This is a genomic window from Evansella tamaricis (assembly GCF_019042215.1).
Taxonomy (GTDB): Bacteria; Bacillota; Bacilli; order Bacillales; family Salisediminibacteriaceae; genus Evansella; species Evansella tamaricis.
The window spans coordinates 107,375-133,816 of sequence record NZ_JAHQCS010000121.1; the positions used below are offsets into that span (position 1 = coordinate 107,375).

Consider the following 26,442-nt stretch of genomic DNA (forward strand, 5'->3'; position numbering starts at 1 on the left):
AACTACAATCGATTCACTCCCTTTCACAATAGGAGTATTTTCAAGTAAAATAAGAATCAAAAAGGGAGTTTTACATTTGAACTATAAAATGATTGTATTAGATATGGATGATACACTACTTTTAAGTAATAACACAATTGGATCTCACACAAAAAATGCCCTTTTGAAAGCCCAAGAAAAAGGGGTAAAAGTCGTTCTGGCATCGGGTCGTCCACCTGCAGGAATGAAAAAATATGCACAAGAACTGCAGTTGAAAAAAAATGGCAGTTTTATTTTAGCTTTTAATGGCGCCGAAATATTTGATTGTCAAAGTGATGAAGAACTGTTCAGTAGCAGATTATCTCTGGATAACATCCAAGAGTTATATAGGATTAGTCAAAGGGAAAATGTTTATCTACATACGTTTGTAGGAGAAACCATCATTACTGAAAAAAATAACCCTTATACTGAAGTGGAAGGGAAATTAAATAAACTCCCTATTAAAGAAGTCCCAAATTTTTTAGAATTTGTAAAGGATCCCGTTGTTAAACTATTGATGTGTGCGGAACCGGAAAAACTTATTCAAGTGGAGAAAAAGTTGAAACTTGAGCTACAAGGAAGGTTCAATATTATGCGTTCAAAGCCATTTTTTCTAGAGTTTCTTGAATTAGGTGTTTCCAAAGGTACGAGTATACTTCAACTTATAAAACAGTTAGGAATAAAAATAGATGAGGTCATTGCAGTTGGTGACTCTTACAACGACCTTGAAATGATCGAATTGGCAGGTTTCGGGGTTGCGATGGGAAATGCTCCAGATGATATTAAGGAAAAAGCAGATTTTGTTACAGATACTAATGATAATGAAGGGGTTGCTTCCATCGTCGAAACATTTATCTTAAATACTAATCCACCCCAATAATAGAGAGAAATAAATCCTTCCATGAAGTATTATCACGATACTATATAATATGGTTGCACCACTGGTAAGTCCCATAATAAGTCTGCTCGGTTGAAAAGAGCAGACAAACCAATTCCCTATAGTTAGTAACAAAATTGATAACAGACTTTTGAGCCCATAAAAATAAATTGGATTGAACTCCCATAAATATTTCATCAATACATTTTTTTCTTCCATAAAACCAAAATGAAGTCCAATCCCTGTAAAGAGCATGTCCAGAAAATTGAATAAAGCAAGAAAAACAAAGAGGACTAGTGTATATTTCTTTTTATCGTTCATCTATATTCACTTCCATGACCATTTTTTACTTTTCTTCTTGTTCGTTATTAAGAATAACAAGAAATGTTACTACTTACAAGTTAAATGTATCACCCCTTAAGTAAAACTCAATTGATTTAGGTATATTCATATATATTTAAATCTTTATCACTTTCATTTACTGGTATACACGCGCCTCCTTTGTTCTTTATTAAGAACTTAAGAGTGCTGATTTAAAATAAATGCCTCCACATGATGAGAAATTATGGATTTTGAAATAGACCTGAATCTATGTTAGCCAGAGGCATACTCTAGATGGATTTAATATCGCAAGTTCAGGAGAGATTTTTATCCTTAAAATCACAAACAAAGTTTCCATTTCCGAATAGGATATTTTTAGAGGGTGTGGTGATGGTGGCAAGAAAGATTAATGAAGAAAAACTTGAAGCCCGAATCTTTGAAATACAACGGAATTTAGCCATTGTTGTAGCTATTCTCATATTTATGGGACAGTTATCCATTATAGGTGTATTCGTAACACCAAGGGGTTTTCGTGTGACATTAGCTGGACCTTTAACCGGGTCCAGTCGGATAAAAAGTGTCACCAATAACCCAGTAGTAAATATGATAATTGATATCATTAATATCGCTATTGCTAAAATGTTAATCATTGATCAGTTCCGTATTACAGGTACTGTATTAACCCATAATGGATTTACAATAAACTGTGGAGGCCCTTTGCTGGGTACCGCTAGAACTCAACCGAAGATTCCCCGGATAATATCTGAGTATGATAATCTCCATGATGTACTTTGTCGTTTTTTTAATATCGACCCGAAATCGTTTAAATAAAGAAGGGAGTGGAATGTGAATGGCATTAACTGATATTCCCCCTATTAAACTTCCTAGAAAAGCAACATTTGCCTTAGGAATCACTTTAATCATATTTATCTATTTCTTTACAGAATTTAAAGAAGAATAAGTGTATTTATTCCTAGGTTCCAACACACCCACTAAAAGAAGTTGGAGCCTATATTTTTTAAAAAATCAGATTATTATTTACAAAATTTTGAAACATTTTTACTAACCCACTCGTCTTATATAGAGTAGAAACATTTATTACATGAAAAGGGGCGACGTGGCAGTGAAGAAATTACTAGTTACCGTTATTACTTTTCTATTTGTAATAGGTTGTCATTATGGTAAAGATACAAATGTTACATCGGACATGCTGTTGGCAGAAACAATCATTGCCAATAATCGTGCTGCTGATATTTTTATATTTAACGATCATACATATGAACGGGTTAATAATGGATACCATCTGGAGGACATTGTTCACGAGGAAATTATCGACAAAAAAATCGGTGAAATCGTTGAGTTGTATAGTAATAAAGATTCCATCAAAAATGGAATGGCCAACTTACTCCCAGAAGGAACAGAGATATATTCCACTTTGACCAGTATGGATGATGAAATCCTTCTGATCAAAGTGAATGGTCAATGGCTTGAATATAAGATTGTGGAAATGAATTAGTTAGGGCCTAGTCTTCCATTTCGTACATGACTGTTGGATTAAAAAGAGAATCGTTGAGAGGTTGTTTGAATTGTTCAATATGCTGTCCATTAGTATATTCCATCATTTCATTTTCTATTTTCTGTAAATCTTCCTGGATCATTCCATAACCTGGATCGGTTACCTCTACTTCGTTCAACTTTTTTTGTAGCATTTCCCTCGTTTCCATTAGTACATACAGATTTTCCAATTTTTCAAAATAGGATATTGGCTGATATTTCATTGTTAATCCTCCCGCAGAATAGAAACATTTTTTTTGATTATGGTTTGATTATATTTAAGATCATTAGTTATTATGTCAATTTTATGAAAATCTAGTTTTATTTTTTCCCCTATTTCTTATACTATTCAAAATAAGGTTGCCCAGAATTAGGACAACCTGCAAAAAACACTTGTTATGTTAGAAGGCACTGAAAAGTGGTGCTTTTCCACTTTTACAGTGCCCTCGAAGCAATGAGTCTAGCCGTCGCAATCGTTAAAAAGCCTGATAGGAGCGGTTTTCTCCTATCAAGCGAGCGACGAGCGAAGCCATTGCCATACAAATAAAAGGAACTGAAAAAGTTGTTTAAACTTTTTCAGTGGCCTCTTATGTTATTTCCCCTTTTTTCGTATATTCATTTAGGTACTCATTATTCACTGTTGCAAAATGATCATCTTGGAGACTATACTCCCCCTGGCCTGGATGTGGAGTTTCATGTTCAATTTCAGGAATATCCACTTTCTCTATTTCTGGAATCTTTTTCTTTTCTTTCGTTTGTTTCTTTTCATCCATTGGTTGTATACCCCTTTTTATCCCTTTGAACCAGGTCCTGTTTTTGGACGATTATGGTTACTTCGGGTGTATTCTTCTTTTACATCAGGAAGACTTTCCTTCGGTGTTTTATTATTTGTTAGAACAGCATCCCTTTGTCCATGTCGTTTTCGCATTTTTAACTCCTCCTCCATTCAAGGTTAGTTTATGATAAAAGTATTGCTGAAAAACAAGGTAATTTCTGAATATTGTGGAATGAAATCCCTATAAGAAAAGCGTAATCGCCTATGAACACGAGCGTAGGACAGTGGAGGAATGACAACAGAAGTCCGCTCTTTGACTTCGGTTGTCACTTCCGAAGTGCCCCGTAGAGAGTAGGCGATGGAGCTAGACAACTTGCCCGAAGGTGCCAAAACTTATTAATTCTTATCTTTTAAGAAAAGCGCAAGCACCTATGAACACGAGTGTAGATTTAAAAAAGAAGGTGGACCTAAAAGCAATCGCTTTTAGGTCCACCTTCTGATTGTTTAATTACTGTTCCACTGCTTTTGATTCTAAAATCTTTTCCACACTTGTAATCTGAACACAAAGACAAAGGATATCCATTGCTTTTTCTAATTCTTCTAGAGATGGGAACGTAGGAGCAATTCGGATATTCCGATCCCTTGGATCTTTTCCATAAGGGAAGGTTGCGCCGGCACCTGTCAACGTTACACCCGCTTCTCTTGCCATGGAAACAACTTTCTTAGCACAACCATCCAGTGTATTTAAACTGATAAAATAACCACCATTCGGTTCATGCCAAAAGGCAATATTTTTATCTGAAAGTTCCTCTTCTAATTTAGATAAAACCATATCAAATTTAGGTTTAATGATTTCTGCATGTTTTTTCATGTGCTCTTTTAAGTTATCTTTATCTTTAAAGAACCGTACATGACGAAGTTGATTTAGTTTATCAGGACCAATGGTTTGAAAAGAAATTAACTTTTTAATATAGCTTAGGTTTTCTTCAGTGGATGCCATCACACCTATTCCAGACCCTGCAAATGTAATTTTAGATGTTGAACTAAACATAAAGACTCTGTTCGGGTTTCCAAATTTTTTACACGCAGTTAAAATATTCTTTAATTGATCTGGATCCTCCGTTAAGTGATGTACTGTATAGGCGTCATCCCAGAATATTCTAAAATCAGAGGCTTTTGTCTCCATTTTTGCCAACCTGTCCACTACTTCATCGGAATACGTAATTCCGTCTGGGTTACTGTATTTTGGAACACACCAGATTCCCTTTATCGATTCATCCTCTGCTACCAGTTTTTCAACAACATCCATATCTGGTCCATCATCTTTCATATCCACTACAACCATTTCAATATTAAAAAGTTCGCAAACGGAAAAATGACGATCATAGCCTGGACTAGGACAAAGAAACTTTATTTTCGGTATCTTCCCCCATGGGGTTTCCCCTTCTTGAACTCCAAAGATCATAGCCCTCATGACGGTATCGTGCATTAAGTTTAAGCTGGAATTTCCCCCAATTAAAATTTCCTTGGGACTTACTTCAAGAATCTCCGCAAAAAATTCTTTAGCTTCTGGAATGCCATCAAGTCCACCATAATTACGGCTGTCTGCTCCATCAGAAGCTTTAAGATTACTTTCTGATTGAATCACATCAAGCATGCCATTGGATAGGTCAAGCTGTAATGGACTGGGTTTTCCCCTGGACATGTCTAAATTTAATCCTTGTTTCTGATATGTAGCATATATGCCCTTTAAATCTGACTGAATCTCTTTCAATTCACTGACACTTAACGTGCTAAAATCACTCATATTCTAAACCCTCCTAGAAGATTTCATAACCTCATCATAGCTCATAATTATAAAAACTACTGTGATTTTTAAGGCAATTTTGTTACTTTTATCCTTCGAGGTTTTCATTCTACTCATTGTGTTTTTAAATGGTCAAAAAGGAAAGATTATACTGCTTTATTTTAACATAAATTTTGGACCGTATGAATCTTCTAACTCCTCATCTGTCTAATTAAGTTCCCTTTTTTCACAATATGTTTTCTCTACTTCTTCTATCTTGCTGACTTCCGGACTTTTGCCTGAATAGGAAAAAGGCAATTCCTCCATGAACTTCCCATCTTTATAGACATGGATTGCCCCATTTTAATTTATGACACTGAATTCTGGCTCGAAACGGTATCCATTTCGTTCGATCACTCCCATTTTTCCCAACTCCTATTCAGAAAGACTATAGTACCTCCGAGGACACTAAAAAAGTTGTAAGATACTTTTTCTGTGCCCTCCTATTTTGTTGCAATATAAATTGTGCAAAAAATAATAGTACAGACTAAAAAGAAGCATATTAACTATAAATGTCTTATGCGAAAGGGGAATGACCATGGAATACCAGCCAAGGGAAATATTATTAGACGACCTAATTCATACCTTACAGCCACTTATTGAAAAGTATGACCTGGAGGAAATCGGTATTTTCGAGGAAGAGGGTCAAGGTAACAACTATTATTTGGGATATCGTGTATTAAAAGATGGCAAAGAATTCATCGTTCACCTCCCTTATGAGAAAAATAAAGAGGGGAATTTAGGCAAACTTAAACAAGAATGGGCTATTGAAACGGAGGAAGCTGATGATATTGATTTACATGGATACAAAAATCTAGATGAAGTATTCTATACGATAAGTCAAGGACTACATTAATCGCAAACAGCTAATTCGTTACTACACTTTGGTGATCCCAAACTTATTCCCAATTACAATTTATGGGATCACCATAATTAAATGTATTTTCCTTATTGAACTTTCACATCACCGACACCAGAATCGATGAATATTGTCAGTACAACATCTCCACCATCATAAGCATCATTCACATAGTAAATACCATCTTTCGTTAATCCGTCTACAGAAATACTCCCTAAGCCCTGGTTTATTTCCAATCTCACTCCCACATCAGTTGGCAGAATAATGACTGTTTCTCCGACTCCAGTAGATATATTACTATCAAATGATTCTACCCAGTCTCCCGATAGATCAACAATGGTTTCCCCAACTCCTGTGTCAATGTTTAAATCCGTAAGCTGTAATCCCTCAAGATTTATTTCTGAAGTACCTACTCCAGTCTGCACTCTTAAGTTAATCGGTATGGATTCATTTAATGTAATATTCCAGTCATTTCTATTATTCTTAGACGAAAAAAAATCGAAATTCATCGTAAAAAATGTTCTTGAACCTTTCTCTTTCACGTTCAAATAACCTCGATTTCCTTTCACATTATAATCAACTGCCGGATCTGTCTGAGATACAAACGTTCCTTCCATCAAAAAATCAGTTCCACCTTGAAGGATTAATTCACCCACACTCATATCTAAATCCACATCCACCATTTCTGCCCCGTCCAGTTCAACATTTGCTGATGACTGTACAGATGCACTTCCAACTCCAAAAACACTGTAACCCATGGCGAAAGAAGCAACTACTCCACCAGTAAACACAATAAGTCCAATAATGAATACTTTCTTTAATAAACTTGCACCCAATTTAATCCACCTCTTTATAAAAATATAATTCCATACTCTCTACTACCATGCAATTACCCCATGCCACCTTAAAAGTCTATTATATGCCTTTCCATTATATAGAAATAAAAGTGACAAAGATATACATTTTCATAAACTTCACTTCTATCAAAAAAAGATATAATGATAAATTAAATCATCATAATTTATACTTTTATTTTATATAATGCCGAAAGAATCCAAATCTGACGGAGGTTGGATTATTATCTACGGATTTAGACGGAGAAAATATCCGAAATTATACGACTTAAGACGTACTTAGGAAGTTATGAAATTAGACAAGTTATTAATAATTTTGCATATTATCTTAATGACACTAAAAATAGGATGATGTTAATGCATACAGAATTACTTATGATATTCTTAATAAGTGTGATAACTGATTTAGATAATATTGTAATCTATCTATATTTTTTGAAGAAAAAACCAACTATACTTTTTATAGCCATTTTTGTTGGAATACTTAGTTTAAATAGAACGATCTATGTTTCCTTTGTTCATCAACTAACAAATATACCCGGTATTCATATTTTAATTGGTTTATTTATTTTATTTATCGCCTTTAAAATGACCACAAAGCAATTTGCTGTTGATCGAAGAAGAAGAACAAATGTAATTAAAACAGTTGGAACGATTCTTGTAGTTGATTTTTTCCTTTCCATTGATGGGGTCATATTGATAACCAATGTATCCGATACGTATAGTTTAATTTTTGTTGGTATCGCCATGAGTCTTTTTCTCTTACTTCTTTTTTCGCCACTTGTCTTCCACCTGCTGAAGTATTTTCCTTGGTTTTATCTTTTGGCTGGTACATTTATTGGATATACAGGTACTAAAAGTATAATAAGTGACCCATATGTTCATCATTGGATTATGGTTTTAAATCATAAACTACCAGGCGTTGATGTAATAAATCTCTTTTCTTTATGTATTGCCCTGCTATTATTTGTAATTGGAATAGGTAGGAGAATTGGAAATGACCGAATAGTAAAAGTAAAATAAATAGATTGAAAATGAGACTGGGACATGATTAAAGTGTTTGATTTGAAAATCCACCAACGCAATATATAAACATAACGAAGGATTACCGAAGCTAATGATTACATCTACTATTAATTCGTTCGAATTTCACAGTGATTAAAACACTTTTGTCCCAGACTCTCTCTTCCTTACCGTTTTGTATTACTTTTCTTTGCCGCTTCTTGTCCTTGACTAACTACTTCTCCAGCGTGCATATCATCTGGGGATTTTCCCAATGGATTCACACTACGATCCCCAGGTACCTTTTGATTTTGACTTCTTGACGCCTTTTGTTTTGCCACATTCTCACCTCCTAAACAATCATACTATTTCCTAATTTAGTCTTCTTATGAATTGCAGGAAAAAACTAATTAAGTGGTGAAACTCAACTCCTTTCTATTACTGTGCTAAAATGTACTTTAAGATTTACTTTCGTTTCATAATAATTCAATCAGAGGTGAAAAGTTTGGGAACTTATTCAAAGGTGAAATTCGATTTACATACACATCATGAACGTTGTGGACATGCAGTGGGAAAAATACAGGATTATATTGAAAGCGCCATAGAGAAAGAGTTCACTGTTATTGGAATTGCTGATCACACCCCATATTTTTCCAGTAAGGAAGATCAACTTTTTCCAGGAATAGCTATGGCCAAAAGTCAATATACTGAGTACATTCGTGAAGTTCTACAGTTGAAAGAATATTATAAAGAAAAAATTGACGTCCTGTTAGGTATTGAATCGGATTTTTTTCCTGATCATATTGAAACATATCGTCAACATTTTGACCCTTATCCATTTGATTACATTATCGGATCAGTTCATTACGTGGATGAAATTAACATATTTAAAAAGGGGCGGTGGGATGGACTGACTGAAGAGCAACAAGTACAAACAAAAGAGAATTACTATCAACTGATCAAGCATTCCGCCAAAAGTGGACTATTTCAAATTCTCGGTCACATTGATGCAATGAAAGGATTTTACCCCCCTTTTTCTTCGATTCAAACAGATGTGGTTCAAAAGACATTAAAGGTTATTGGTGAAGTTGGCATTGCAATAGAAGTCAATACTTCAGGCAAAACAAAAGACGTTGGGGGTTGGTACCCTTCCGATGATATTTTAGAGATGGCATGTCATTATGGTGTGAATGTTACATTCGGTTCAGATGCCCATCATCCAAGCAGAATTGGTGACGACTTTGAGTTAGTGGAACAATACCTTAAGAACATAGGATTTAAAGAATGGGTCTACTTTAAAAACAAGGAGAAAATAAAAGTCCCACTATAAACCTCTTTGTCCAATAGACATAAATCACATGGGTAGTTACTTATTTCCTAAAATTAATATCAGTAAAAAACACAGTAGTACAATTCTTACCACTGTGTTTTTTTATTAATCTCACTTGCACCATCACCGTTTAATCAATTTAATGGAAACCTACTTATTCCTTATGATTGTATTCTTCTGGCTCATCAAAGCAATTAATTCCCCATTGATTCTTTGATACTCTTCTGTGTCTCGTAAAAATAACGGTAACTTCCCTAGTAATTCCGTTATTTTTGTCTCAATGACCCATAACTCTTCCTGAGAATCACCTGCTGATTTTCGATTTTTCCGTTCTTCATACTCTTTCAATCCCATTTCTATTCTTTTAATTTCTTTATTTTCTATAATAAGCAATTTATCACAAAGTTTTTCCATAAAATAATGGTCATGGGAAACAATAATGAGTGTTCCTGTATAATACTTTAAAGTTTCCTCCAATTGCTCCCTGCTCGGAAGATCCAAGTGATTCGTCGGTTCATCTAAAATAAGCACATCATAATCTTGGAGTATCATATAAACTAGTTTTACTCTCGTTCTTTGCCCAAGGCTAAGGGTTTCCATTGGTTCCGACAATTGTTTGTTTTTTAAACCCATGTTTGCTAGTATGGTCCTTGCCTTAGAAATTCGTTCTCGCTCAGGAATATCCAAGAACTCAAGGGCACTTTTTTGAACAGGTAGATCATTCACATCTTGACTAAGGTAGGCTATCTTTAAGGATTCACTTTTCCACAACTTTCCTGATGAAACCTCTTCCTGGCCCAGCAACATCTTAATGAATGTGGTTTTTCCCGCTCCATTAGATCCAAATAATCCGATTTTCTCTCCCTGTTTCACATAAAAATAGCTGCTCTGAAAGAGAATTTTCTGACCAAATGTTTTCGATACGTTCTGTGCCTCCAGGATACGTTTTCCCCGTTTCCCATCTGCCTCAAACTGAAAGGAAATAGATGTTTCATCTTTAGGTTTTTCTACTTCATCTTGGGATAATTGTAACTCCAGTCGGTTTAATTTTGATTTAATTTGTTTATCTTTTTTCTTTGCCTGGACTCTTCCATATTCCTTTATACCTGACTCTAAACTGACTCCTGTTTTTCCCGCCTCCCGATGACCCTTAGTGGACCATTGTTTTAAGGTTGCAATTTGTTCGTATATTAAACTGATTTTATTTTGTTGTTTTTCATAGTCGCGACGATGTTTTTCCCGCTCCATTTTTTTCAATTCCTGATAAGTTGTATAATTTCCTTTATACTCCTTCACATTAAAATCTTCGATCTCCATTATTTTTGAAACTATTTTATCAAGAAAATAACGGTCGTGTGAAATAATAATAGCAGAACCTTCAAAAGAATTGATCTTCTCTATCAGCCAGTTTATTCCTTGTAAATCTAGATGATTTGTTGGTTCATCCAAGATCAGAATACTTGGTTGACCTTCCCATATTTCTGCTAATGATAATTTTAATTTTTCTCCACCACTCAAATGATCAAAACGGATATCTTCCCAATCGTATATTTTCTCTAACCCTAATTCACTTGTCTGATGTAAAAGGCTACCATTTTTATGTTTGATGTGATAATCAATTGTATAATCAGTAGATTGAGGTAAATAGCCAATCTGTCTATTCAAGGACACCATCTTAACTGTCCCTTTATCAGGATGAAGAAACCCCATTAGTAATTTTACAAGTGTTGTTTTTCCAGTTCCATTCCAGCCTACCAATCCAATTTTTTCACCTTTCTTAATATCAAAAGACATACTTTTAAAGATCTGTTTATCTCCATAACTTTTGTCTACATTTCGAACTTGAATGATTGTCATTAGTTTCACCTCTTGGATTAAAGAATCAGATCAGGGAGGTGAATAAATGTAAAAAAACCTCCCTATGTTCCTAGAGAGGATCTTACAAAAAATAATTATGACCTTAATAAACCGAATACATTGCATCTTAAAATAGATAGCAAACGGAATAAAACATCTAATTTAACAGATGGGTTAAAAAGGGCATACTAATCCAATTCTCTAGGTTCCTCATTTTATTCTTATGAGTACTCTAAAAAAAGGATTAATACTTCATTGCTCCTTTACCATCCCTTTCAAATTAACATACAATACCCTTTTAGTATATTCCAATTCAATTATTTGTCAATCAAATTTCTTCTAAAATATGGATATCTTTCATTTAGAATAACAGTTCATATACTTCATTTAATTCTTTGGCACGTTCGGCATCTAACTCATCCCTGGCATAGTCAATTTCAGCCCTCAATATTTTATTAAGGACAACAGTCTCCTCTTCACTTAAATCTCTGACAAACTCCCCTTCTCCTTTGTATTCTTTCCTTTCTAATTTTTCATAAATTCCCTTTGAAACATGATTATATTCAATATGGTTAGAAAGGGATTCTCTTAAATAAGCCAGTGTTTTTTCCAAGCTGTTCACCTACTTTTGGGAATATGTAAAGTACAGAAATAGGATGCTATACTTCCCCCAATTGCATACATAATTATGCTAAATTGCTGGAATAAGAAAAGCGCAAGCGCCTATGGTCACGAGCGTAGGGCAGTGGAGGAATGACAACTGAAGTCCGCTCTTTGACTTCAGTTGTCACTTCCGAAGTGTCCCGTAGCGAGTAGGCGATGGAGCTAGACAATGCCCGAATGTGCCAAATCATATAAATTCTCAGCTTACAAGATAGACAGAAAGAGGCTGAGACAAAAGTATTTAATCAATGTCAGCCCCGAACGAATGGATGGTTGTTACAAGCATTAGCTCCGGAAATGTCCTTCGCAATGGTTTGTATTGTTCGGATTATCAATTAAACACTTTATGCTCCAGCCTCTTCTAAACAACCTTATTAATATGCTTTTGCCCAGTAAACCATATGTTTCGCTTTTCTTCCGCAACAAACACAATTTTCATCTAAGTTTTCCTGTTCAAATGGAATACAACGGGATGTTACACCAGTTTCCTCTTTTATTTTTTCTTCACAAGCTTGATCGCCACACCACATGGCCTTTACGAATCCTTGATTTTCCTTGAATGTCTTTTTAAAGCTATCATAATCCTTTTCCACATGCGTTTTTGCTTCCATTTTCTTTTTAGCATTATCATACAAGGACTGCTGGATTTCCTCCAATAAAGTAGTGATTTTGACTTCTAATTCTTCGTTTGGAACAAATAACTTTTCCCCAGTGTCCCTGCGCACAAGAACTACTTGATTTTTCTCGATATCCTTTGGTCCAACTTCTAATCGTAAAGGAACACCTTTCATTTCGTATTCATTATACTTCCATCCAGGCTTCTTATCACTTGCGTCTATTCCAACTCGGAAAGTATTCGACAATTTCTCTTTTAATTCATATGCGTGATCAAGGACACCTTCCTTATGTTGCGCCACAGGAATAATCATGACTTCCGTTGGAGCCACTTTTGGAGGAATAATCAGACCCCTGTCGTCACCATGAACCATAATCATCGCCCCTATGACACGGGTTGTAAATCCCCATGACGTCTGATGGACGTATTGTAGTTCCCCATTTTGATCAGTATATTGAATTCCAAATGCCTTTGCAAAACCGTCCCCAAAATGATGAGAAGTGGCAGTCTGCAGTGCTTTTCCATCGTGCATTAAACTTTCAATAGTATAGGTTAATTTTGCACCTGCGAATTTTTCCTTTTCCGTTTTTTGACCTTTAATAACTGGAATTGCTAAGTAGTTTTCTGCAATTTCCCCATAGACGTTAAGCATTTTTACCGTTTCTTCTAAGGCATCTTCATCCGTTGCATGTGCCGTATGACCTTCCTGCCACAAAAACTCCAATGTACGTAGAAACGGTCTTGTTGTTTTTTCCCATCTTACAACGTTAGACCACTGGTTATACAACTTCGGTAAATCACGGAATGAGTGAATAATTTTTTTATAATGTTCGCAAAACAGTACTTCTGATGTAGGGCGTACACATAGACGCTCCTCTAGTTTTTCGGTACCACCATGTGTTACCCATGCCACTTCTGGGGCAAATCCTTCAATGTGATCCTTTTCCCTTTGAAGTAGGCTCTCAGGAATAAACAGCGGCATATAAACGTTTTCATGACCTGTTTCTTTAATCCTTCTGTCAAGGGCCCCTTTAATGTTTTCCCATAAGGCATACCCATACGGGCGAATAATCATAGATCCCCTTACACTGGAATAATCCACAAGATCGGCTTTAGTAACAATATCTGTATACCATTGGGCAAAGTCTTCGTCCATTGCCGTGACTTCTTTTACAAACTTCTTTTCCATTTTGTTCACTCCATTTCTCAAAAAATATGTTCGCAGAAAACAAAAAAAGCCCTCATCCCTAAAAGGGACCAAGACTTGGCGGTACCACCCTAATTTATAAAACCAAGAATAGGCTTTATACTCTTATCATGATAACGGAATGGATCCGCTGCGGTTTACGCAGAACTCCGAGGCAGGTTCAAAAGGTTGTCATAGGAGCCTTTCAGCTGTGAACTCCCTCTCTGGAAAGACATGGACCATTTTTACTTTTCCTCTTCTTCGTCAAAGGTTATTTTCCAAAAAATTATACCCATCTATCCATATACTGTCAAGTATTACATAAGTATTTTATTATCATACACTATTCTACCTTCTTTTTTTCGTGCATGGAATAATTTTATGATTAAGAATCTTTTATAATCGTTTCTATTTCATCTATTGTCATGTTTTGTTTTATACCAGGTAATTTGCTTATATATGTAAATATTTCCCCATCCGATAGGTCTAAGTCATTTTTCAGGCCATTAATAATTGTTTTTAAATACGCAGGGGAAGGTTTTCTAATCTCAACATATTCTAGTTCTTCAGGATGTGTAAACGTAAAGATAGGGTATCCTGCATCTTCTCCAAGATAAACAATATTCCCGTACCAAGAATCCCTAAATACTTTAGAACCTAACTGCCTCACTTCTCCCAAGTTAAGAATTAAATCCTCTATTCCATGATTTTCCTGACTTACAACATCAATAAACTGCTCTTCCGTAATTAAATACATATTACTGTATGTACGGATATCCTCATCCTTCTTAAGTCCTATAAAGGCAACTCCTTGATCTTGCCATCTTTTTGATTTTTTTGCAAAAACCATTTGGTAATTCATGACATAGGCTTTTTCATCAACAGGTAAAGAATGATCCCTGCAACCTGTTTCTGCCTTATCGGATCCTTTCGGTGTCCCACCTTGAATATAACAAAGGAAACGTTGTTTGTTCATGTTAGATCCATAACTAGCATACCAGACATAGTTGTTCGCTTTCATCGTATCCCTCTCTTTTAAATCATTTATCAATTATCGTTTTCCAATAGCCACATAATGAATTTCCTGAAAGTAAAAGGATTCATCCAAAAACATCAATTCAATTTCATCCAGAGCATCTTTTAACCATTTATATTCCGTTTGAAAACGTTCGTTATCAGGAAATTTTTCTGCCCGATTCTTAAAATAGTTATAGCGGAATATGAAATTTTCCTGAAATAGATTATTCCTATCCTCTGAATTCATTTTTGTGGTATCTCGGAAATTGTAAAACATTTCCACTTTTTTATATCCGGTTTTCCTTAACTGATGAAAAAACTTCCGGGCATTTTCCCTATCAGATGCACCTGCCACCTTTTGTGTTAACTCCAATGCAGTTCCAATTAGATTGTATTCATCAGGATAGGCGATTTTTGATCCGTCATCTGATCCCCGGACGATGATATATCCTCCTGGTTTAATTAGCTTCCTTAAATTGAGAAGTGCCCGTGTTGGATTAGCAAAATGATGGATTGTGAAGGCTGCAAAAACCCAGTCAAACTTTCTTCCCCCATGTTTTTGGATGATACTATCCATCGTCTCCAAAAAATTGTTGTCTTCAATATCAACAGTATAAAAATGAAACCGATCGTCTTTAATAGTTGCTTTTGCTTCCTCAATTTTCTCTCTGTTAATATCAATCCCAATAACCTTTTCCACTTCGTTCATTTTACTAAACCGATCATAAGTAACATGTCCTGAGGCACAACCAATATCAAGAATTCTTAAGTGTTCTTCTCCATCCGATTCATTCAAAATATGTTCAAATACCTTAAAATCAATTTCTTCATAATTTTTTGACTGAAGATGAAGTCGTAATGCTTCATCTTGTTTGGAAGAGGAGTAACTGGACCTTTCTCTCAAGGATTTATTCACCTTTGGCAATCCGTGAATATCCGGAAGTGCAATTTCATCCTTGTTACCGCCGATATCTTTCTGATTAGCTACAGTCTCCTCTTTTTTGGAAAATGATTTATTAATCATGTTTTCAAGGTCGGCAAATCCAAGAATGGCTAATAAATTCCTCAAATACTCATAGACAATATTTGCTTCCCCACGACTGCAAGTGATTCCATCATGAACAATTCGATTTCTTAGATTTACAATGGAGGAGAATTCAAGAGTTCGGAGCAGCCCTAAATCTTTCGAAGTGTGATTAGCCCATTTATCCATAAGTTTACTTTCTCGAAAGAGACCAACTAACTCCCCAAATCCAAAATCTTCCACACCTTTAGTTCCTTTACCAATCTTACGTTCAATTTCAAGAATTTCTCCCCGTTCCCTAAACGATAAGGAGACAATCGCCTGTTGGAAGATTTTTTTAAAAACTATTTCGAAAACAGTACAACTTTCTTTTACAGCAACATCATATTCCCCTGAATCAATCATATTTTGGATAAATCCTAGTTTATCATCTACGATTTTATTAGGTTCATTTTTAGGATACATATGCAATCACTACCTTAGTGTATATAATTTATCTTTTGCATCATAACTGTTTTCGACAAAAACATCTATAATCCTTTAAGCAATTCTCTACTTTCATAAGTGGTTTTTTAGCAATGTATTATTTATCGCTTGAATGTTTCAAACGATTCAGCAATTTTGATCAGTTCTTCCAATGGTATTTCAACCATTCTTCCGTCAACCCAATCTTCTGGATCGGTAGAATAAATGATATCAAATGTTACCCCATCTTCTTCCCAACTTAGAATCTGAACGGCACCGTTTGAGAAGTATAGTCCCCTTTTTCCATCTTCCATTTCAATAAGCGAATCTTCACGGAAATGATTTTTATTTAATAACGAATGGACAGAAACATCCCACTGCTCCACTTCCACCACTTGCTTATTAGATTCATCTAGAGATAGAAAAAAAGTTCGTATTGCTAAATGGGCTGGATCATCTTCATATAAATAATGCACTTCGTCCTGCATGACATCCATTGGACCTAAATATTGTTCTTCATAATGGATATCACTCACTTCAAATGGTAAATATGTGGGGAACTTGATCAATCTGTCAAATTTATCTAACTCCTTCAGATTCTTCAGTTGGGCTTCTGCTACAAAGGAGTGGGGTTGATAAAAATCATTTTCTCCACCATCAGAAACTAACAAAATTAAAAATAGGCCAATTACTATCGCCCCAGTCAAACTAAAACCTACTCTCTTTATCAATGAGTTCGAAGTGGATTTTTGGTGCTCATATACTTCATTAAACTCTCTTAATGATTGTTGTATCAATGATTTACTTGATGATTTTAATGGAGGTTTTGGAAGAGATTTTAGTTTTTCCTCAATTTCTCTAAAATCTTTATTCATAGTCATATCCCCCTAACTTTTCATGTAGTGCTTTTTTTGCCCTGTGGAATGTGGAGCGAACCTTATTTTCTGTCCAACCTAATATGGAAGACGTCTCTGGAACTGATAATTCCTTAATTCCACGTAAGATTAGGACATCCCGAAAAGTTGGTTTCAATGAGTGAATTGCCTCATACAACAATTGATTCTCTTCACCCATAACGAAGGAAAGTTCAGGAGTATCTGTCCTAGTTGATTCACTTTCTTCCTTTGACTTGATCAAAAGAAGTAACTTACGTCTTTTTTGTTTTCTATACTCATCAGTAGCCACATTTCTTGCGATGGTTAATAACCATGTCTTTGGAGAAGCCTCACCAAGGTAAGAATTATAGCCTTTAATCGCCCTTATATAAACCTCTTGGACGAGATCCTCTGCCTCTGTCACTCCAGTACGGTAAATGAAAAATTGATAAATATCATCACTGTATAGCGTAAACCAATCTGTTATTATTTTCTCTCTCGACATAACCTCTCCTCCGATATTCTTTCTCTATGTATTAGACTGTGAATCTTAAAAAATATCGCAGTTGTTTAAAAAAATTTAATATTCTATCGACATAAAGATTTAATACTTTATTAAATCCTGATTTCATAGTCCTGTTTTAAACTCAACAATCTATTCTTTATACCAGCCATCGTATCAGAGTCCAAAAACGGTTTTCCATAAACAAGTGGACTTTTATCATATATCTTCCTTACAGATACTGGAATTCCACTATCTACACTTCCACAATGTTCTACTACGATATTGTTAGGTTGATAAAGAATCATCTCCATCAACTCTTTTGTTTCTTCCGACGGGGAGTTCATAAGCTTAATAATTAATTCGTTATCTGTCATTAACGGAATTTCGTCTCGATTTTCTTTTGTTTTTTCCCAATGCTTTGTTACTGCTTCTGCCAATAATCTGTCCGCAGCGAGCAGAAGAGGAGATAAAAACAACTCATGATCACTTAGAATAAGTTCCATTAAATACTTTCCTGTTTTTTCATCCGTTTGTATTCCTTCTTCTGCACAACAAAGACGATTGATGATATCTTTTGGCCTATACTTGCCTTTCCCTGACATATAAGTATCCCGAAAGAAACTGTCTAAGTGGTCTAACCCAATTACTTTGTCCTTCCCGGTTAATGCCGTTTCCTTATTCAAATATTCCATTATTACTTTATAGTCCAATCCAGCATCTTCAAGAATACTAGTGATGCACTCTGCTTTAATATACTCTTCTGTGAGCTTATGATGGTTATAGCCTAACGTTTTTTCAACGGCGTGGGAAAACGGAAGGTGACCGATATCATGAAGAATAGCAGCTGCACGAATAAGCTTGTCCTCCGGGAAAAACCGAGAAGCAAGCTTCCATACACCTATAGTGTGTTCAAATCTGGAGTGGGTCACCGATGTAATCAGAGAACCAGCTCCATAATGGGCAAGGTGTTTTAATCTCCTCACCGCCTTGGTTTGAAACAAATTTATTTCCCATTTTTCAGGAACAACATTAGGATATAAAGGCTCTTGCAATAGCAATGGTATATTCATTTTTAATCTATTCCTCCATTCCTTTCGATTCAAAAAACAGTTTGCATGAAATCCAAGAATATATATCTTTCCATTGAAGCTTTAAAAAGCAACTATATTATTTCTACTGAATGAGGTTTTTCCTTCATCTTTAATCCACTTCTTTGTGAAAAAAAGAAAAACTGGTTAATAAACCAATGATATAAAGAAATAAGGCAAAATAAGCCGGCAGTAAATGAATAAAATCGGTATATCCGATCAAAAAATGAACACCAATTCCAGTCAAGAAAGCAGGAATACCGCCAATTAAAAACGTCCACCAGACCCATAGATTACCTTGTTGAAATGCCCACAAAGCCAGCATTAAAACTAGTAGACCTACACTGAGTAATGCACTGCCAAAACCGGCACGATCATGGGCAATAACCGGTATGAGATTGTCATTAAATGATTCGATCACTCCCGGAGGCATACATATATATTGTAAATCCGTTGGAACAAACACTGAAGACACTCCAATTGTCGAAATGACAATTCCACCGAGTACAAAGGAAAAACCAAGGATCACAAAAGCAAGCTGGCCTATTAAACTTCTTTTCCAAATAGTGTGATTTCTTCTGTTTTTCGATGAGGGTGTACTACGAATCCCTTTTGTTTTTACATACCCCAGAATATAAAAAGGAGCTAAGACAATCCAAAAAAGAAGATGAAGCCAATCAAAATATCCATATCCAATGAATAAAAAAATTCCGAGAAATCCAATGATTGCTGCAGTATCGGTCGCTTGCTTTGCCCAAAGGAGTCCATGGCGTATCCCATAACGAGCTAAAGCCATGTATACTAAACCACCTGATATCATCGTACCTGCCAAAGTCATCCGGTCATGTGCCATAAAGTAAATAATACGATCATTAAATGCATACAAGGTTTCCCTCGACATACCGAGAAAATATTCATCATAAGGAAGAATGACACTTGTGAGACTTAGGTAAAGAGCAATGATTCCCCCAATAAGGATTGAAAAACCAAATAGGAAATACCACTCCCACCCTTTCTGGATAGCTTTCATGTCCTGCTTTTCTTGGGTCAGTAGATCCACCTGTGCCTCTTTTATTCGTTTCGGCAATCCTGGGCCTGAGAAGACGTATCCTCCTAAAAGCATAACTAAGTCCGCCCCTGCATCCAATAAACAAAGGGCGTCTTCCGGCTCCAAAATTCCCCCTTCCGTAATAATTGTTTTCTTAAACCCTTGATTACGAAGAGTGGTAATGGAAGTTAGATGCTCGTACCTAGCCGTTATAGGAGTAACATTTTTAGATTCCTCTAATACGATTCCAGCACAGGAGTTTCCATCGAGTTGGGATAGATTTATGTCTCCTAGCTTTTCCTGATTAATTCTAAAAAAATATGGTTTCTCTGTTAATTCTTCAAGCAAATTTATGTCTTTTATAGCTTCCACAGGAAAAATAAACATGTCAGCATATTTTTCGAGAACAGTCATGAGTATTATCAGCTCCTGTATATCCCCTGTGAGATGCAGCAGGACTGGCTGATCGACAGATAACTCCTTTAATTTTATTTCCGTTTCCTTAAGATCAATAAGCGCATGATCTGTTGGAAATCCAATGGTTTTATTCTTGAATACTATAGGAGCTTTTTCATCCTTTTTCCGGTTCACTGAAATGGGACCCATTTCTATAAATCCAAATCCTAAGTTAGAAAAAGCCTTTGTCCCCGATAATAAAGGGTCTAACTTCCCTGAAAGCCCAATGGAGTTATCCATTGAGGAACCATGAATTTCTTTCTTTAATAAAGGAGATGATTCTTCCCTTCCTAAGAAGTTAATAAATTGCTTTCCCCCTGGGAAAGAGGCAATCCGATTCATCCCCCGATGGATAAACTCCCTTGAGATCCTTGATGGGAGCTTTTTTAAAACAGGATTAAATAAAAGATGATAAGACCAATCAGGCATTCCAATCCCTCGCTCAGCTTTGATGTAATAGAGTTCTCTTACAATTATTTGCTTATTACCAATTATCTCTGGAGATCATTTTACAAGTAATGCTATAATTATTATCATAACAAAACTGATACTTAGTTTCATAGAAAAGTAAAGTAGGTGATCATATGCCCTTGTATTGGCAGGTTTTTACCTTTCTACTCATCCTTTCCCTTCTGTATTTGCTCCCATGCTGCAGTCAGGATCAAACAACGAAAAATTAAAAAGGTGGTTTTCCCTTTAATATACAAAGCATTTTAAATCAGACTTCCCCTTTCTTCTCTTCTTTTACTCCAAACAGAATAGTGCTTCTCATAACGGGAGGTACAAACTTCAAAGTCCATATTATAGAATTTAATTGCAGACAATTGATGGTTAATGGACGAATCGGAAAATATAGTAATTGCCAATTTACAACTACTTGTAAGTTCTCTAGCCTGCTCATACATTTTTTGTAACTCCTTTTGATTAATTTGATACAACTCCATGTGATTACGATTTTTTTCTGTAGTATAGTCCTTCCACAGATTTATGACTTCCTTATCTTTAACGACATATATTGCTATCATCAAAAGTGCATCTTCTAACATATTTTCCAGTGTGGGGATCCAAATGACTTCCCTTTCTGCTGTTTCAAGAGATTTCAGAATCCAAGCAGGTCTGCTGTTTTCCGATAAATAAAGAACATGGGATATGCCATAAATTCCCTGATGATACGGGTGAGCATTTCCCACTAAGATTTGAGCTGTAGATGTACCCATTGCTTATTCACCTCTTTTAGTTAAATATTTTTATTTGAAATTTCATAATCAAATCAGATCGCAATTTATTATAATATTCTTCCGATACGAACCCTTTTGCCCCGCGAAGAATTTCTCTGGCATAATGATGAGGCGGAGCCATTTCCTCCCCCTTTTCTATTACAAAAAAAGTAATAACATTTTCATATCTTTTTCCTTCTACTAAAATATCTATTACAGCAGGTCGATAAATACCTGTGTCCACACCTTCCCGCCCATACAAATATGAAAGTGCCTCCCCTTGAATTTCATAGACCTTTCCTTCGACCCTATCTCCCTTTACTTCCATCATATCTGCTCTTCCACCATCAAAGGTACGGCGGGTAAATCCCAAAGAATACCCATCCGCTTTCCCACAACCTATGACTTTAGAAAAATATGATGAAACCCCTGATTCCACAAATCTTTCATCATCCATACATGATCCATAAGCAAAATATAGGAACTCATTCCTCCCATCTAAAATCCGGTGCCATCTCCAGTCACCAAATTTCAGTTCCCATAATCCAATTGTTTGAACTTGTTTATACACATAAAGATACGCCTCTACCTGACCTGCATCAGTAAATATACTTCGTTCGATCCGATGATAATGATTATCTTGATCATCTCCCCTATATCCTTCGAGAGAATCAAGTTTCTTTAATTGTTCCATCGTTACTTCATAAATTTCACCGTACACTCTATTATCACTGCACTCCATCATCGCTGGAAAACCAAATCCTGTATCATACAAGACTCCATTTGTCCAAGCCTGCTTTGAAAAACAAGTAGCATCATCCAATAAAAAATGGTTTGTTTCACCTTTTCGAAGTGTTCCATACACAAATACCTTTCTTTTTTCCATACAAGCACCTCCACTGACTTTATATATAAAGTCTAAACTATTGCACTGACATTCACTGACAACCATTTCATGGTTACATTAAGAAAGCCGCAAGCACCTATGAACACTTCCGAAGTACATCTCATCAAGTAGCAATGAAGTTATACATCATGCTTTTAGATACCAATACTTATGAATTATTGTTGCAAAAAGAAAAAAGAGGCTGGGACATTAAAATGGACCCTGTAGAATAGACAGTTTAAAAAAAGAGGATTGTTCTTGATTTTTTTGCTGACTCTGTTTTGCAGGGTCTTTTTTTTGTTATATTTTAATTATTGGAACAGGGGAGGATGCAATATGGGGAAAAACAAATTTTCAGAAGAACAACAAAAACAACTAAGGTCCAATCCTTTCATCGAGAAAGTGAGTGAAACCACTATTTCTTACACAAAAGAATTTAAAGAACGTTTTTATCAGGAATACCAAACTGGAAAAGGACCATCAGCTATACTGCGTGATATGGGAATTGATCCGACTTTTTTAGGTCAAAGAAGAAAGAGCAGTCTGGTTCAAAGAATTAAGGATTATGCAGCGCGATTAGATGGCTATCAAGATCTGAGAGGTAAAAGTTCTGGTCGTCTTTCCACTAAAGAATTATTTGATACCGACCGAATAAAACGGTTAGAACATCAAATAAGGTACCTAAAACAAGAGAATGAATTTCTAAAAAAAACAGAATTTCTAGACAGACAGGCAGAATGGAAGGAAAAACAGAAGCAACGCCAGAAGAAAAATTCAGACACATCGAAGAAATGACATTGCGAGATAATAATGAGCTTAATATCTATTGGCTTTGTGAAATGGCAGGCGTTTCTAGAAGTGGCTATTACAACTGGCTGAAGTCCGCAGAGAAACGCAGAGATAAAGATGAGGAGGATAAAAAGTATTTTGAATTAATATTGGAAGCATATCGTTTTCGCGGATACGAGAAAGGCAGACGCGGCATATATATGCGTCTTTTGCATATGGGCATAAGGATGAACCAAAAGAAAATCAGTCGCCTAATGAAAAAATTCAATTTGTTTTGTCCAATCCGAAAGGCAAATCCATACAGAAGAATGGCTAAAGCATTAAAGACAGATACCGTATCAGAAAATTTAGTAAATCGAGAATTTGAGAAGCATGGTGCCGGAAAAATTCTCCTTACAGATATAACATATCTTTATTACAATAATGGCTGTAAGGCATATCTCTCTGTCATAAAGGATGGCTACACGAAACAAGTGTTGGCATACGTTCCAAGTGAATCTCTTGAAGTCGATTTTGTATTAGAAACAATCAAAATCCTACTAGAAACGCACGGTAACAGAATAGAGACTGATGCCATCATCCATTCTGATCAAGGATGTCACTATACAAGCATCTCTTTCCGGCAACTGTTAAAAGATAAGGAACTTAGGCAATCCATGTCTCGACGTGGTAACTGCTGGGACAACGCACCGCAGGAATCTTTTTTCGGGCATATGAAGGATGAAATCAATTTGAAAAACTGCCGTTGTTTTGCGGAGCTTTGCCAGGAGGTTGATAACTACATGGATTATTACAATAATGATCGGTATCAATGGAAACTAGCAAAGCTCTCTCCTAATCAATATGCAGAATATTTAAAAACAGGCGAATACCCACTTAAAATATAACAGAGTCATCACCAATGATGTCAGTGACCGATCCATCATTCACACTACACCGGATTTCGAATAATTCCTTCTTCAAACGCAGCTCGTAGCGATTGCACAGTACCGGCAACCACTCATCTTTAATTAGGGACTGCGGAATACATTCGGGATCCATCAGATCTTGAAAATACACAGCATAGGATAAATCATCAAAATCATACTTTAGAATCCATTTTAGTATATAGAAAAGGTAAGGGATGTCCGTAACAAAGGTAACAGGTTCCAACATCTGTTCATAAAACCACTGCCATTGTGAATCATCCAATTGGTTACAATACCTCCGGACGTAACACGGAACACCTTCCCCTAGCATAAATACTTGAAAGCTATCAATGGACTTTATAAAACATCTATTCATATATACATATAAGATACGGATAAAATTTAAGAACCAGTAACTTTCTGAGGCAGAAGAGTTACTGGTTCTTTTGTCGTATCTTCTCCTTACCGGAAGAATACGATATTAATTATCAAAATTTAAGACCTTTTTTTTAAAGTGTCCTTGACATAGGTACCACTTTACATAACTAAAGTGTTTAATTGAAAATCCGAACAATACACAACGATAGCGAAGGAAATATACGTAGACTCCTGCGGGATTAAAGGCAAGGGTGAGACCCCACAGTGCGTATGCACGAGTTATCATGAACGAAACTAGCTCCTCACTCGTAAATTCGTAGATTAATTTGGTAAGAATGTTTATTAAGAAAAAAAACAAAAACCAAATCAGTGCTACATTACGGAAGGAGCTAGTTATTATGAAGGATACCATTAAATATGTAGGTTTAGACGTATCAAAAGAAAAAATTGCAGTAGCTATTGCAGAAGAGGGTCGTGAAGTGCCTAGATACTACGGAATGATTCCTCATACACCAGAAGCAATAAAGAAATTAGTAAAAAAGCTTGGCGATGTTAAAACTTTACGAGTGTGTTATGAAGCTGGCCCAACGGGCTACCCACTGTATAGACAGTTGCTCTCTTTAGAAGTTCATTGTGATGTGATAGCTCCTTCATTAATACCTAAAAGACCAGGTGAACGTATTAAAACAGATCGTAGGGATTCTATCCGACTTGCTCAGTTGTATCGAGCAGGAGAATTAACTCCAATTTATGTCCCTACTCCAGAAGATGAGGCATTACGTGATTTAGTTAGAGCTCGTGAAGATGCAAAAGAAGACGAACTTAGAACCAAGCACCGCTTAACAAAATTTTTATTACGTAACAATATCAAACCACCAGCAGGGGTTAAGAAGTGGACCAAAAAGTATCGTGAATGGCTCAATGTTATGAAATTTGAGAGTTCAGCTTTACGAATAGTTTTTCAAGAGTATTATCATCAATTACATGAGTTAGAACAACGGATTAAGAGATATGATGAAGAAATTAAATTACAAGCTACCGAAGGTGTGCATGCCCCAATGATTCAAGCCTTGCAAAGTTTAAGAGGTGTCGCACTTATAACAGCGACAAGTCTTGTAGCTGAAATTGGTTCTTTCAAGCGGTTCTCAACGCCAAGGCACTTGATGTCCTATGTGGGATTAATTCCAAGTGAACATTCTAGTGGTGAGAGAAGGATACAGGGAGAAATTACGAAAACAGGAAATCGCCATGTTCGACGGTTATTAATCGAGTCTGCCTGGAGTTATCGCTATCAACCTGCTGTCAAAGGAGAATTAAAGAAGCGACTAAATGGATTATCTCCAACCATTCAAGGAATCTCTTGGAAAGCACAAAATCGACTTCACAAAAAATATTTTCGATTACTATCCAAAGGAAAAGAAAGTGGCAAAGCAATAACGGCCGTAGCTAGGGAGTTAGCAGGTTTTGTTTGGGCAATTACACAAGAGTTAGATGATATTCCAAGGGTTTGATATTACTAACGTTTAACCGAATATATATTGATTTTAAAATAGATAGATGAGAATAGGGCTCGAAGGCAAAGAGTAAAACCGGAAAGGAAGATCCACGTGCCTCCTCTGTGCTATACCTTGAGTGGTTAGGTTAACGCACGTCTCGAGTTAGTGGAAAAGTCCTTTATACGGAAAGAAATTATGTGAAAACCCACGAATATCAGGATGCTAACCGCAGTAGAGTTTTTGCCTTCGTGCCGTGTTCTTAACATCTATTCAAATAAATATTAAGGAGGCATGATGTATAATCCCCCCTTTAGCTTATTCTAGTGTCTCACACTTAGAATGGCAGTCAAGGAGAGCACTTGACAACCATTCTAAGTGTGAGGTTGAAGTACTAAGCTAAAGAAGCGAAAAAATAAATGGGCACACACAATAAAGTGAAAGGAGCCAAAAACAGCTCCTCTTCTTAAAAGTACCCCAAAATAGTCTCGCTACTAATTTAGATGGGGGGCCTTGACAGTTTCGTTCATATCAG

At 35.9% G+C, this 26,442-nt stretch carries 28 protein-coding genes, 1 pseudogene and 1 other annotated feature; of the genes and pseudogenes, 9 read left to right on the forward strand and 20 right to left on the reverse strand.

Annotation, left to right across the window (positions count from 1 at the left end; translation table 11 throughout):
• Positions 1-76: 76 nt before the first annotated feature.
• Positions 77-898 carry a Cof-type HAD-IIB family hydrolase gene (locus KS419_RS15395; RefSeq protein ID WP_217067286.1) on the forward strand — a complete coding sequence of 274 codons (822 nt, stop codon included), beginning with the start codon at positions 77-79 and terminating at the stop codon, positions 896-898.
• Here KS419_RS15395 and KS419_RS15400 read toward each other — a convergent pair.
• Positions 875-1,216: a DUF5658 family protein gene (locus KS419_RS15400; RefSeq protein WP_217067287.1), complete on the reverse strand. Its 342-nt coding sequence runs from the start codon at positions 1,214-1,216 to the stop codon at positions 875-877. The genes KS419_RS15395 and KS419_RS15400 overlap by 24 nt on opposite strands.
• 393 nt (positions 1,217-1,609) lie before the next feature.
• Between KS419_RS15400 and KS419_RS15405 the strand changes: the two genes are divergently transcribed.
• Together KS419_RS15405 and KS419_RS15410 are read left to right on the forward strand one after the other, a co-directional pair.
• Positions 1,610-2,047 carry a hypothetical protein gene (locus KS419_RS15405; protein WP_217067288.1) on the forward strand — a complete coding sequence of 146 codons (438 nt, stop codon included), beginning with the start codon at positions 1,610-1,612 and terminating at the stop codon, positions 2,045-2,047.
• 292 nt (positions 2,048-2,339) lie between these two features.
• Positions 2,340-2,732 carry a hypothetical protein gene (locus KS419_RS15410; RefSeq protein WP_217067289.1) on the forward strand — a complete coding sequence of 131 codons (393 nt, stop codon included), beginning with the start codon at positions 2,340-2,342 and terminating at the stop codon, positions 2,730-2,732.
• 7 nt (positions 2,733-2,739) lie between these two features.
• Here the strand turns inward: KS419_RS15410 and KS419_RS15415 are convergent, their stop codons facing one another.
• The 5 genes and pseudogenes from KS419_RS15415 to KS419_RS15435 form a co-directional block, all read right to left on the reverse strand.
• Positions 2,740-2,994 (reverse strand): hypothetical protein, encoded by a 255-nt coding sequence (locus KS419_RS15415; protein ID WP_217067290.1) that lies wholly within the window; start codon positions 2,992-2,994, stop codon positions 2,740-2,742.
• A gap of 363 nt (positions 2,995-3,357) precedes the next feature.
• The gene (locus KS419_RS15420; RefSeq protein ID WP_217067291.1) at positions 3,358-3,543 is read right to left on the reverse strand and encodes a hypothetical protein; all 186 of its coding nucleotides are present in this window, start codon (positions 3,541-3,543) and stop codon (positions 3,358-3,360) included.
• Between the two features lie 17 nt (positions 3,544-3,560).
• Entirely contained in the window at positions 3,561-3,698 is a 138-nt protein-coding gene (locus KS419_RS15425; protein WP_217067292.1) for a hypothetical protein, read from the reverse strand.
• Between the two features lie 355 nt (positions 3,699-4,053).
• On the reverse strand, positions 4,054-5,352 hold the full coding sequence (locus tag KS419_RS15430; protein WP_217067293.1) for an aspartate aminotransferase type Ic: 1,299 nt from the start codon (positions 5,350-5,352) through the stop codon (positions 4,054-4,056).
• Positions 5,353-5,559: 207 nt separating this feature from the next.
• Positions 5,560-5,754 (reverse strand): annotated as a pseudogene (locus KS419_RS15435) (YbxH family protein).
• 175 nt (positions 5,755-5,929) lie between these two features.
• Between KS419_RS15435 and KS419_RS15440 the strand changes: the two are divergent.
• Entirely contained in the window at positions 5,930-6,247 is a 318-nt protein-coding gene (locus KS419_RS15440; RefSeq protein ID WP_217067294.1) for a DUF5634 family protein, read from the forward strand.
• Positions 6,248-6,339: 92 nt separating this feature from the next.
• Here KS419_RS15440 and KS419_RS15445 read toward each other — a convergent pair whose 3' ends face one another.
• A complete protein-coding gene (locus KS419_RS15445; RefSeq protein ID WP_217067295.1) occupies positions 6,340-7,086 on the reverse strand; it encodes a toast rack family protein in 747 nt (248 codons plus the stop codon).
• Positions 7,087-7,461: 375 nt separating this feature from the next.
• Between KS419_RS15445 and KS419_RS15450 the strand changes: the two genes are divergently transcribed.
• Positions 7,462-8,127, forward strand: a complete 666-nt coding sequence (locus tag KS419_RS15450) for a TerC family protein (RefSeq protein WP_217067296.1) — start codon at positions 7,462-7,464, stop codon at positions 8,125-8,127.
• A gap of 167 nt (positions 8,128-8,294) precedes the next feature.
• Here the strand turns inward: KS419_RS15450 and KS419_RS15455 are convergent, their stop codons facing one another.
• Positions 8,295-8,447, reverse strand: coding sequence for a hypothetical protein (locus tag KS419_RS15455; protein ID WP_217067297.1), 153 nt, complete (start codon positions 8,445-8,447; stop codon positions 8,295-8,297).
• Between the two features lie 182 nt (positions 8,448-8,629).
• On the opposite strand from KS419_RS15455, the gene KS419_RS15460 reads away from it, so the two are divergent.
• Positions 8,630-9,436, forward strand: coding sequence for a histidinol-phosphatase (locus tag KS419_RS15460; protein WP_217067317.1), 807 nt, complete (start codon positions 8,630-8,632; stop codon positions 9,434-9,436).
• A 150-nt stretch (positions 9,437-9,586) separates the two neighbouring features.
• On the opposite strand, the gene abc-f is transcribed toward KS419_RS15460, so the two are convergent.
• From abc-f to KS419_RS15515, 11 genes are all read right to left on the reverse strand, one after another.
• Positions 9,587-11,293 carry a ribosomal protection-like ABC-F family protein gene (gene abc-f, locus KS419_RS15465; RefSeq protein ID WP_217067298.1) on the reverse strand — a complete coding sequence of 569 codons (1,707 nt, stop codon included), beginning with the start codon at positions 11,291-11,293 and terminating at the stop codon, positions 9,587-9,589.
• A gap of 361 nt (positions 11,294-11,654) precedes the next feature.
• Positions 11,655-11,906, reverse strand: coding sequence for a sigma-G-dependent sporulation-specific acid-soluble spore protein CsgA (locus KS419_RS15470; protein WP_217067299.1), 252 nt, complete (start codon positions 11,904-11,906; stop codon positions 11,655-11,657).
• Between the two features lie 424 nt (positions 11,907-12,330).
• Positions 12,331-13,761, reverse strand: a complete 1,431-nt coding sequence (proS, locus tag KS419_RS15475) for a proline--tRNA ligase (protein ID WP_217067300.1) — start codon at positions 13,759-13,761, stop codon at positions 12,331-12,333.
• A 60-nt stretch (positions 13,762-13,821) separates the two neighbouring features.
• Positions 13,822-14,029 (reverse strand) — a binding site (T-box leader).
• A gap of 114 nt (positions 14,030-14,143) precedes the next feature.
• The gene (locus tag KS419_RS15480) at positions 14,144-14,779 is read right to left on the reverse strand and encodes a hypothetical protein (protein ID WP_217067301.1); all 636 of its coding nucleotides are present in this window, start codon (positions 14,777-14,779) and stop codon (positions 14,144-14,146) included.
• A 30-nt stretch (positions 14,780-14,809) separates the two neighbouring features.
• Entirely contained in the window at positions 14,810-16,264 is a 1,455-nt protein-coding gene (locus KS419_RS15485; protein WP_217067302.1) for a class I SAM-dependent methyltransferase, read from the reverse strand.
• A 122-nt stretch (positions 16,265-16,386) separates the two neighbouring features.
• Positions 16,387-17,139, reverse strand: coding sequence for a hypothetical protein (locus KS419_RS15490; RefSeq protein ID WP_217067303.1), 753 nt, complete (start codon positions 17,137-17,139; stop codon positions 16,387-16,389).
• Positions 17,132-17,644, reverse strand: coding sequence for an RNA polymerase sigma factor (locus KS419_RS15495; protein WP_217067304.1), 513 nt, complete (start codon positions 17,642-17,644; stop codon positions 17,132-17,134). The genes KS419_RS15490 and KS419_RS15495 overlap by 8 nt, the downstream gene beginning before the upstream one ends.
• A gap of 110 nt (positions 17,645-17,754) precedes the next feature.
• Positions 17,755-18,714 (reverse strand): HD domain-containing protein, encoded by a 960-nt coding sequence (locus tag KS419_RS15500; protein ID WP_217067305.1) that lies wholly within the window; start codon positions 18,712-18,714, stop codon positions 17,755-17,757.
• Between the two features lie 130 nt (positions 18,715-18,844).
• Positions 18,845-20,665: a dihydroorotate dehydrogenase gene (locus tag KS419_RS15505; RefSeq protein WP_217067306.1), complete on the reverse strand. Its 1,821-nt coding sequence runs from the start codon at positions 20,663-20,665 to the stop codon at positions 18,845-18,847.
• Positions 20,666-20,949: 284 nt separating this feature from the next.
• A complete protein-coding gene (locus tag KS419_RS15510) occupies positions 20,950-21,453 on the reverse strand; it encodes a hypothetical protein (RefSeq protein ID WP_217067307.1) in 504 nt (167 codons plus the stop codon).
• A gap of 16 nt (positions 21,454-21,469) precedes the next feature.
• A complete protein-coding gene (locus tag KS419_RS15515; RefSeq protein WP_217067308.1) occupies positions 21,470-22,339 on the reverse strand; it encodes a gamma-glutamylcyclotransferase family protein in 870 nt (289 codons plus the stop codon).
• 336 nt (positions 22,340-22,675) lie between these two features.
• On the opposite strand from KS419_RS15515, the gene KS419_RS15520 reads away from it, so the two are divergent.
• On the forward strand, positions 22,676-23,134 hold the full coding sequence (locus tag KS419_RS15520; protein ID WP_217067309.1) for an HTH domain-containing protein: 459 nt from the start codon (positions 22,676-22,678) through the stop codon (positions 23,132-23,134).
• The gene (locus tag KS419_RS15525; protein ID WP_217067310.1) at positions 23,077-24,015 is read left to right on the forward strand and encodes an IS3 family transposase; all 939 of its coding nucleotides are present in this window, start codon (positions 23,077-23,079) and stop codon (positions 24,013-24,015) included. The genes KS419_RS15520 and KS419_RS15525 overlap by 58 nt, the downstream gene beginning before the upstream one ends.
• Here KS419_RS15525 and KS419_RS15530 read toward each other — a convergent pair.
• Positions 24,005-24,319, reverse strand: a complete 315-nt coding sequence (locus tag KS419_RS15530; protein WP_217067311.1) for a hypothetical protein — start codon at positions 24,317-24,319, stop codon at positions 24,005-24,007. The genes KS419_RS15525 and KS419_RS15530 overlap by 11 nt on opposite strands.
• A 493-nt stretch (positions 24,320-24,812) precedes the next feature.
• Between KS419_RS15530 and KS419_RS15535 the strand changes: the two genes are divergently transcribed.
• A complete protein-coding gene (locus KS419_RS15535; RefSeq protein WP_217065727.1) occupies positions 24,813-25,925 on the forward strand; it encodes an IS110 family RNA-guided transposase in 1,113 nt (370 codons plus the stop codon).
• Positions 25,926-26,442: the final 517 nt, after the last annotated feature.

Bases quoted from the DNA above. Each gene is read 5' to 3' on its own strand.
- proS (WP_217067300.1), bottom strand. From the start codon at position 13,761: ATGGAAAAGAAGTTTGTAAAAGAAGTCACGGCAATGGACGAAGACTTT.
- KS419_RS15535 (WP_217065727.1), top strand. From the start codon at position 24,813: ATGAAGGATACCATTAAATATGTAGGTTTAGACGTATCAAAAGAAAAA.
- KS419_RS15420 (WP_217067291.1), bottom strand. From the start codon at position 3,543: ATGGATGAAAAGAAACAAACGAAAGAAAAGAAAAAGATTCCAGAAATA.
- KS419_RS15515 (WP_217067308.1), bottom strand. From the start codon at position 22,339: ATGGAAAAAAGAAAGGTATTTGTGTATGGAACACTTCGAAAAGGTGAA.
- KS419_RS15450 (WP_217067296.1), top strand. From the start codon at position 7,462: ATGCATACAGAATTACTTATGATATTCTTAATAAGTGTGATAACTGAT.
- KS419_RS15425 (WP_217067292.1), bottom strand. From the start codon at position 3,698: ATGCGAAAACGACATGGACAAAGGGATGCTGTTCTAACAAATAATAAA.
- KS419_RS15430 (WP_217067293.1), bottom strand. From the start codon at position 5,352: ATGAGTGATTTTAGCACGTTAAGTGTCAGTGAATTGAAAGAGATTCAG.
- KS419_RS15500 (WP_217067305.1), bottom strand. From the start codon at position 18,714: ATGAATATACCATTGCTATTGCAAGAGCCTTTATATCCTAATGTTGTT.
- KS419_RS15415 (WP_217067290.1), bottom strand. From the start codon at position 2,994: ATGAAATATCAGCCAATATCCTATTTTGAAAAATTGGAAAATCTGTAT.
- KS419_RS15495 (WP_217067304.1), bottom strand. From the start codon at position 17,644: ATGTCGAGAGAGAAAATAATAACAGATTGGTTTACGCTATACAGTGAT.
- KS419_RS15520 (WP_217067309.1), top strand. From the start codon at position 22,676: ATGGGGAAAAACAAATTTTCAGAAGAACAACAAAAACAACTAAGGTCC.
- KS419_RS15400 (WP_217067287.1), bottom strand. From the start codon at position 1,216: ATGAACGATAAAAAGAAATATACACTAGTCCTCTTTGTTTTTCTTGCT.
- KS419_RS15510 (WP_217067307.1), bottom strand. From the start codon at position 21,453: ATGGGTACATCTACAGCTCAAATCTTAGTGGGAAATGCTCACCCGTAT.
- KS419_RS15485 (WP_217067302.1), bottom strand. From the start codon at position 16,264: ATGTATCCTAAAAATGAACCTAATAAAATCGTAGATGATAAACTAGGA.
- KS419_RS15480 (WP_217067301.1), bottom strand. From the start codon at position 14,779: ATGAAAGCGAACAACTATGTCTGGTATGCTAGTTATGGATCTAACATG.
- abc-f (WP_217067298.1), bottom strand. From the start codon at position 11,293: ATGACAATCATTCAAGTTCGAAATGTAGACAAAAGTTATGGAGATAAA.
- KS419_RS15490 (WP_217067303.1), bottom strand. From the start codon at position 17,139: ATGAATAAAGATTTTAGAGAAATTGAGGAAAAACTAAAATCTCTTCCA.
- KS419_RS15440 (WP_217067294.1), top strand. From the start codon at position 5,930: ATGGAATACCAGCCAAGGGAAATATTATTAGACGACCTAATTCATACC.
- KS419_RS15505 (WP_217067306.1), bottom strand. From the start codon at position 20,665: ATGCCTGATTGGTCTTATCATCTTTTATTTAATCCTGTTTTAAAAAAG.
- KS419_RS15525 (WP_217067310.1), top strand. From the start codon at position 23,077: ATGGAAGGAAAAACAGAAGCAACGCCAGAAGAAAAATTCAGACACATC.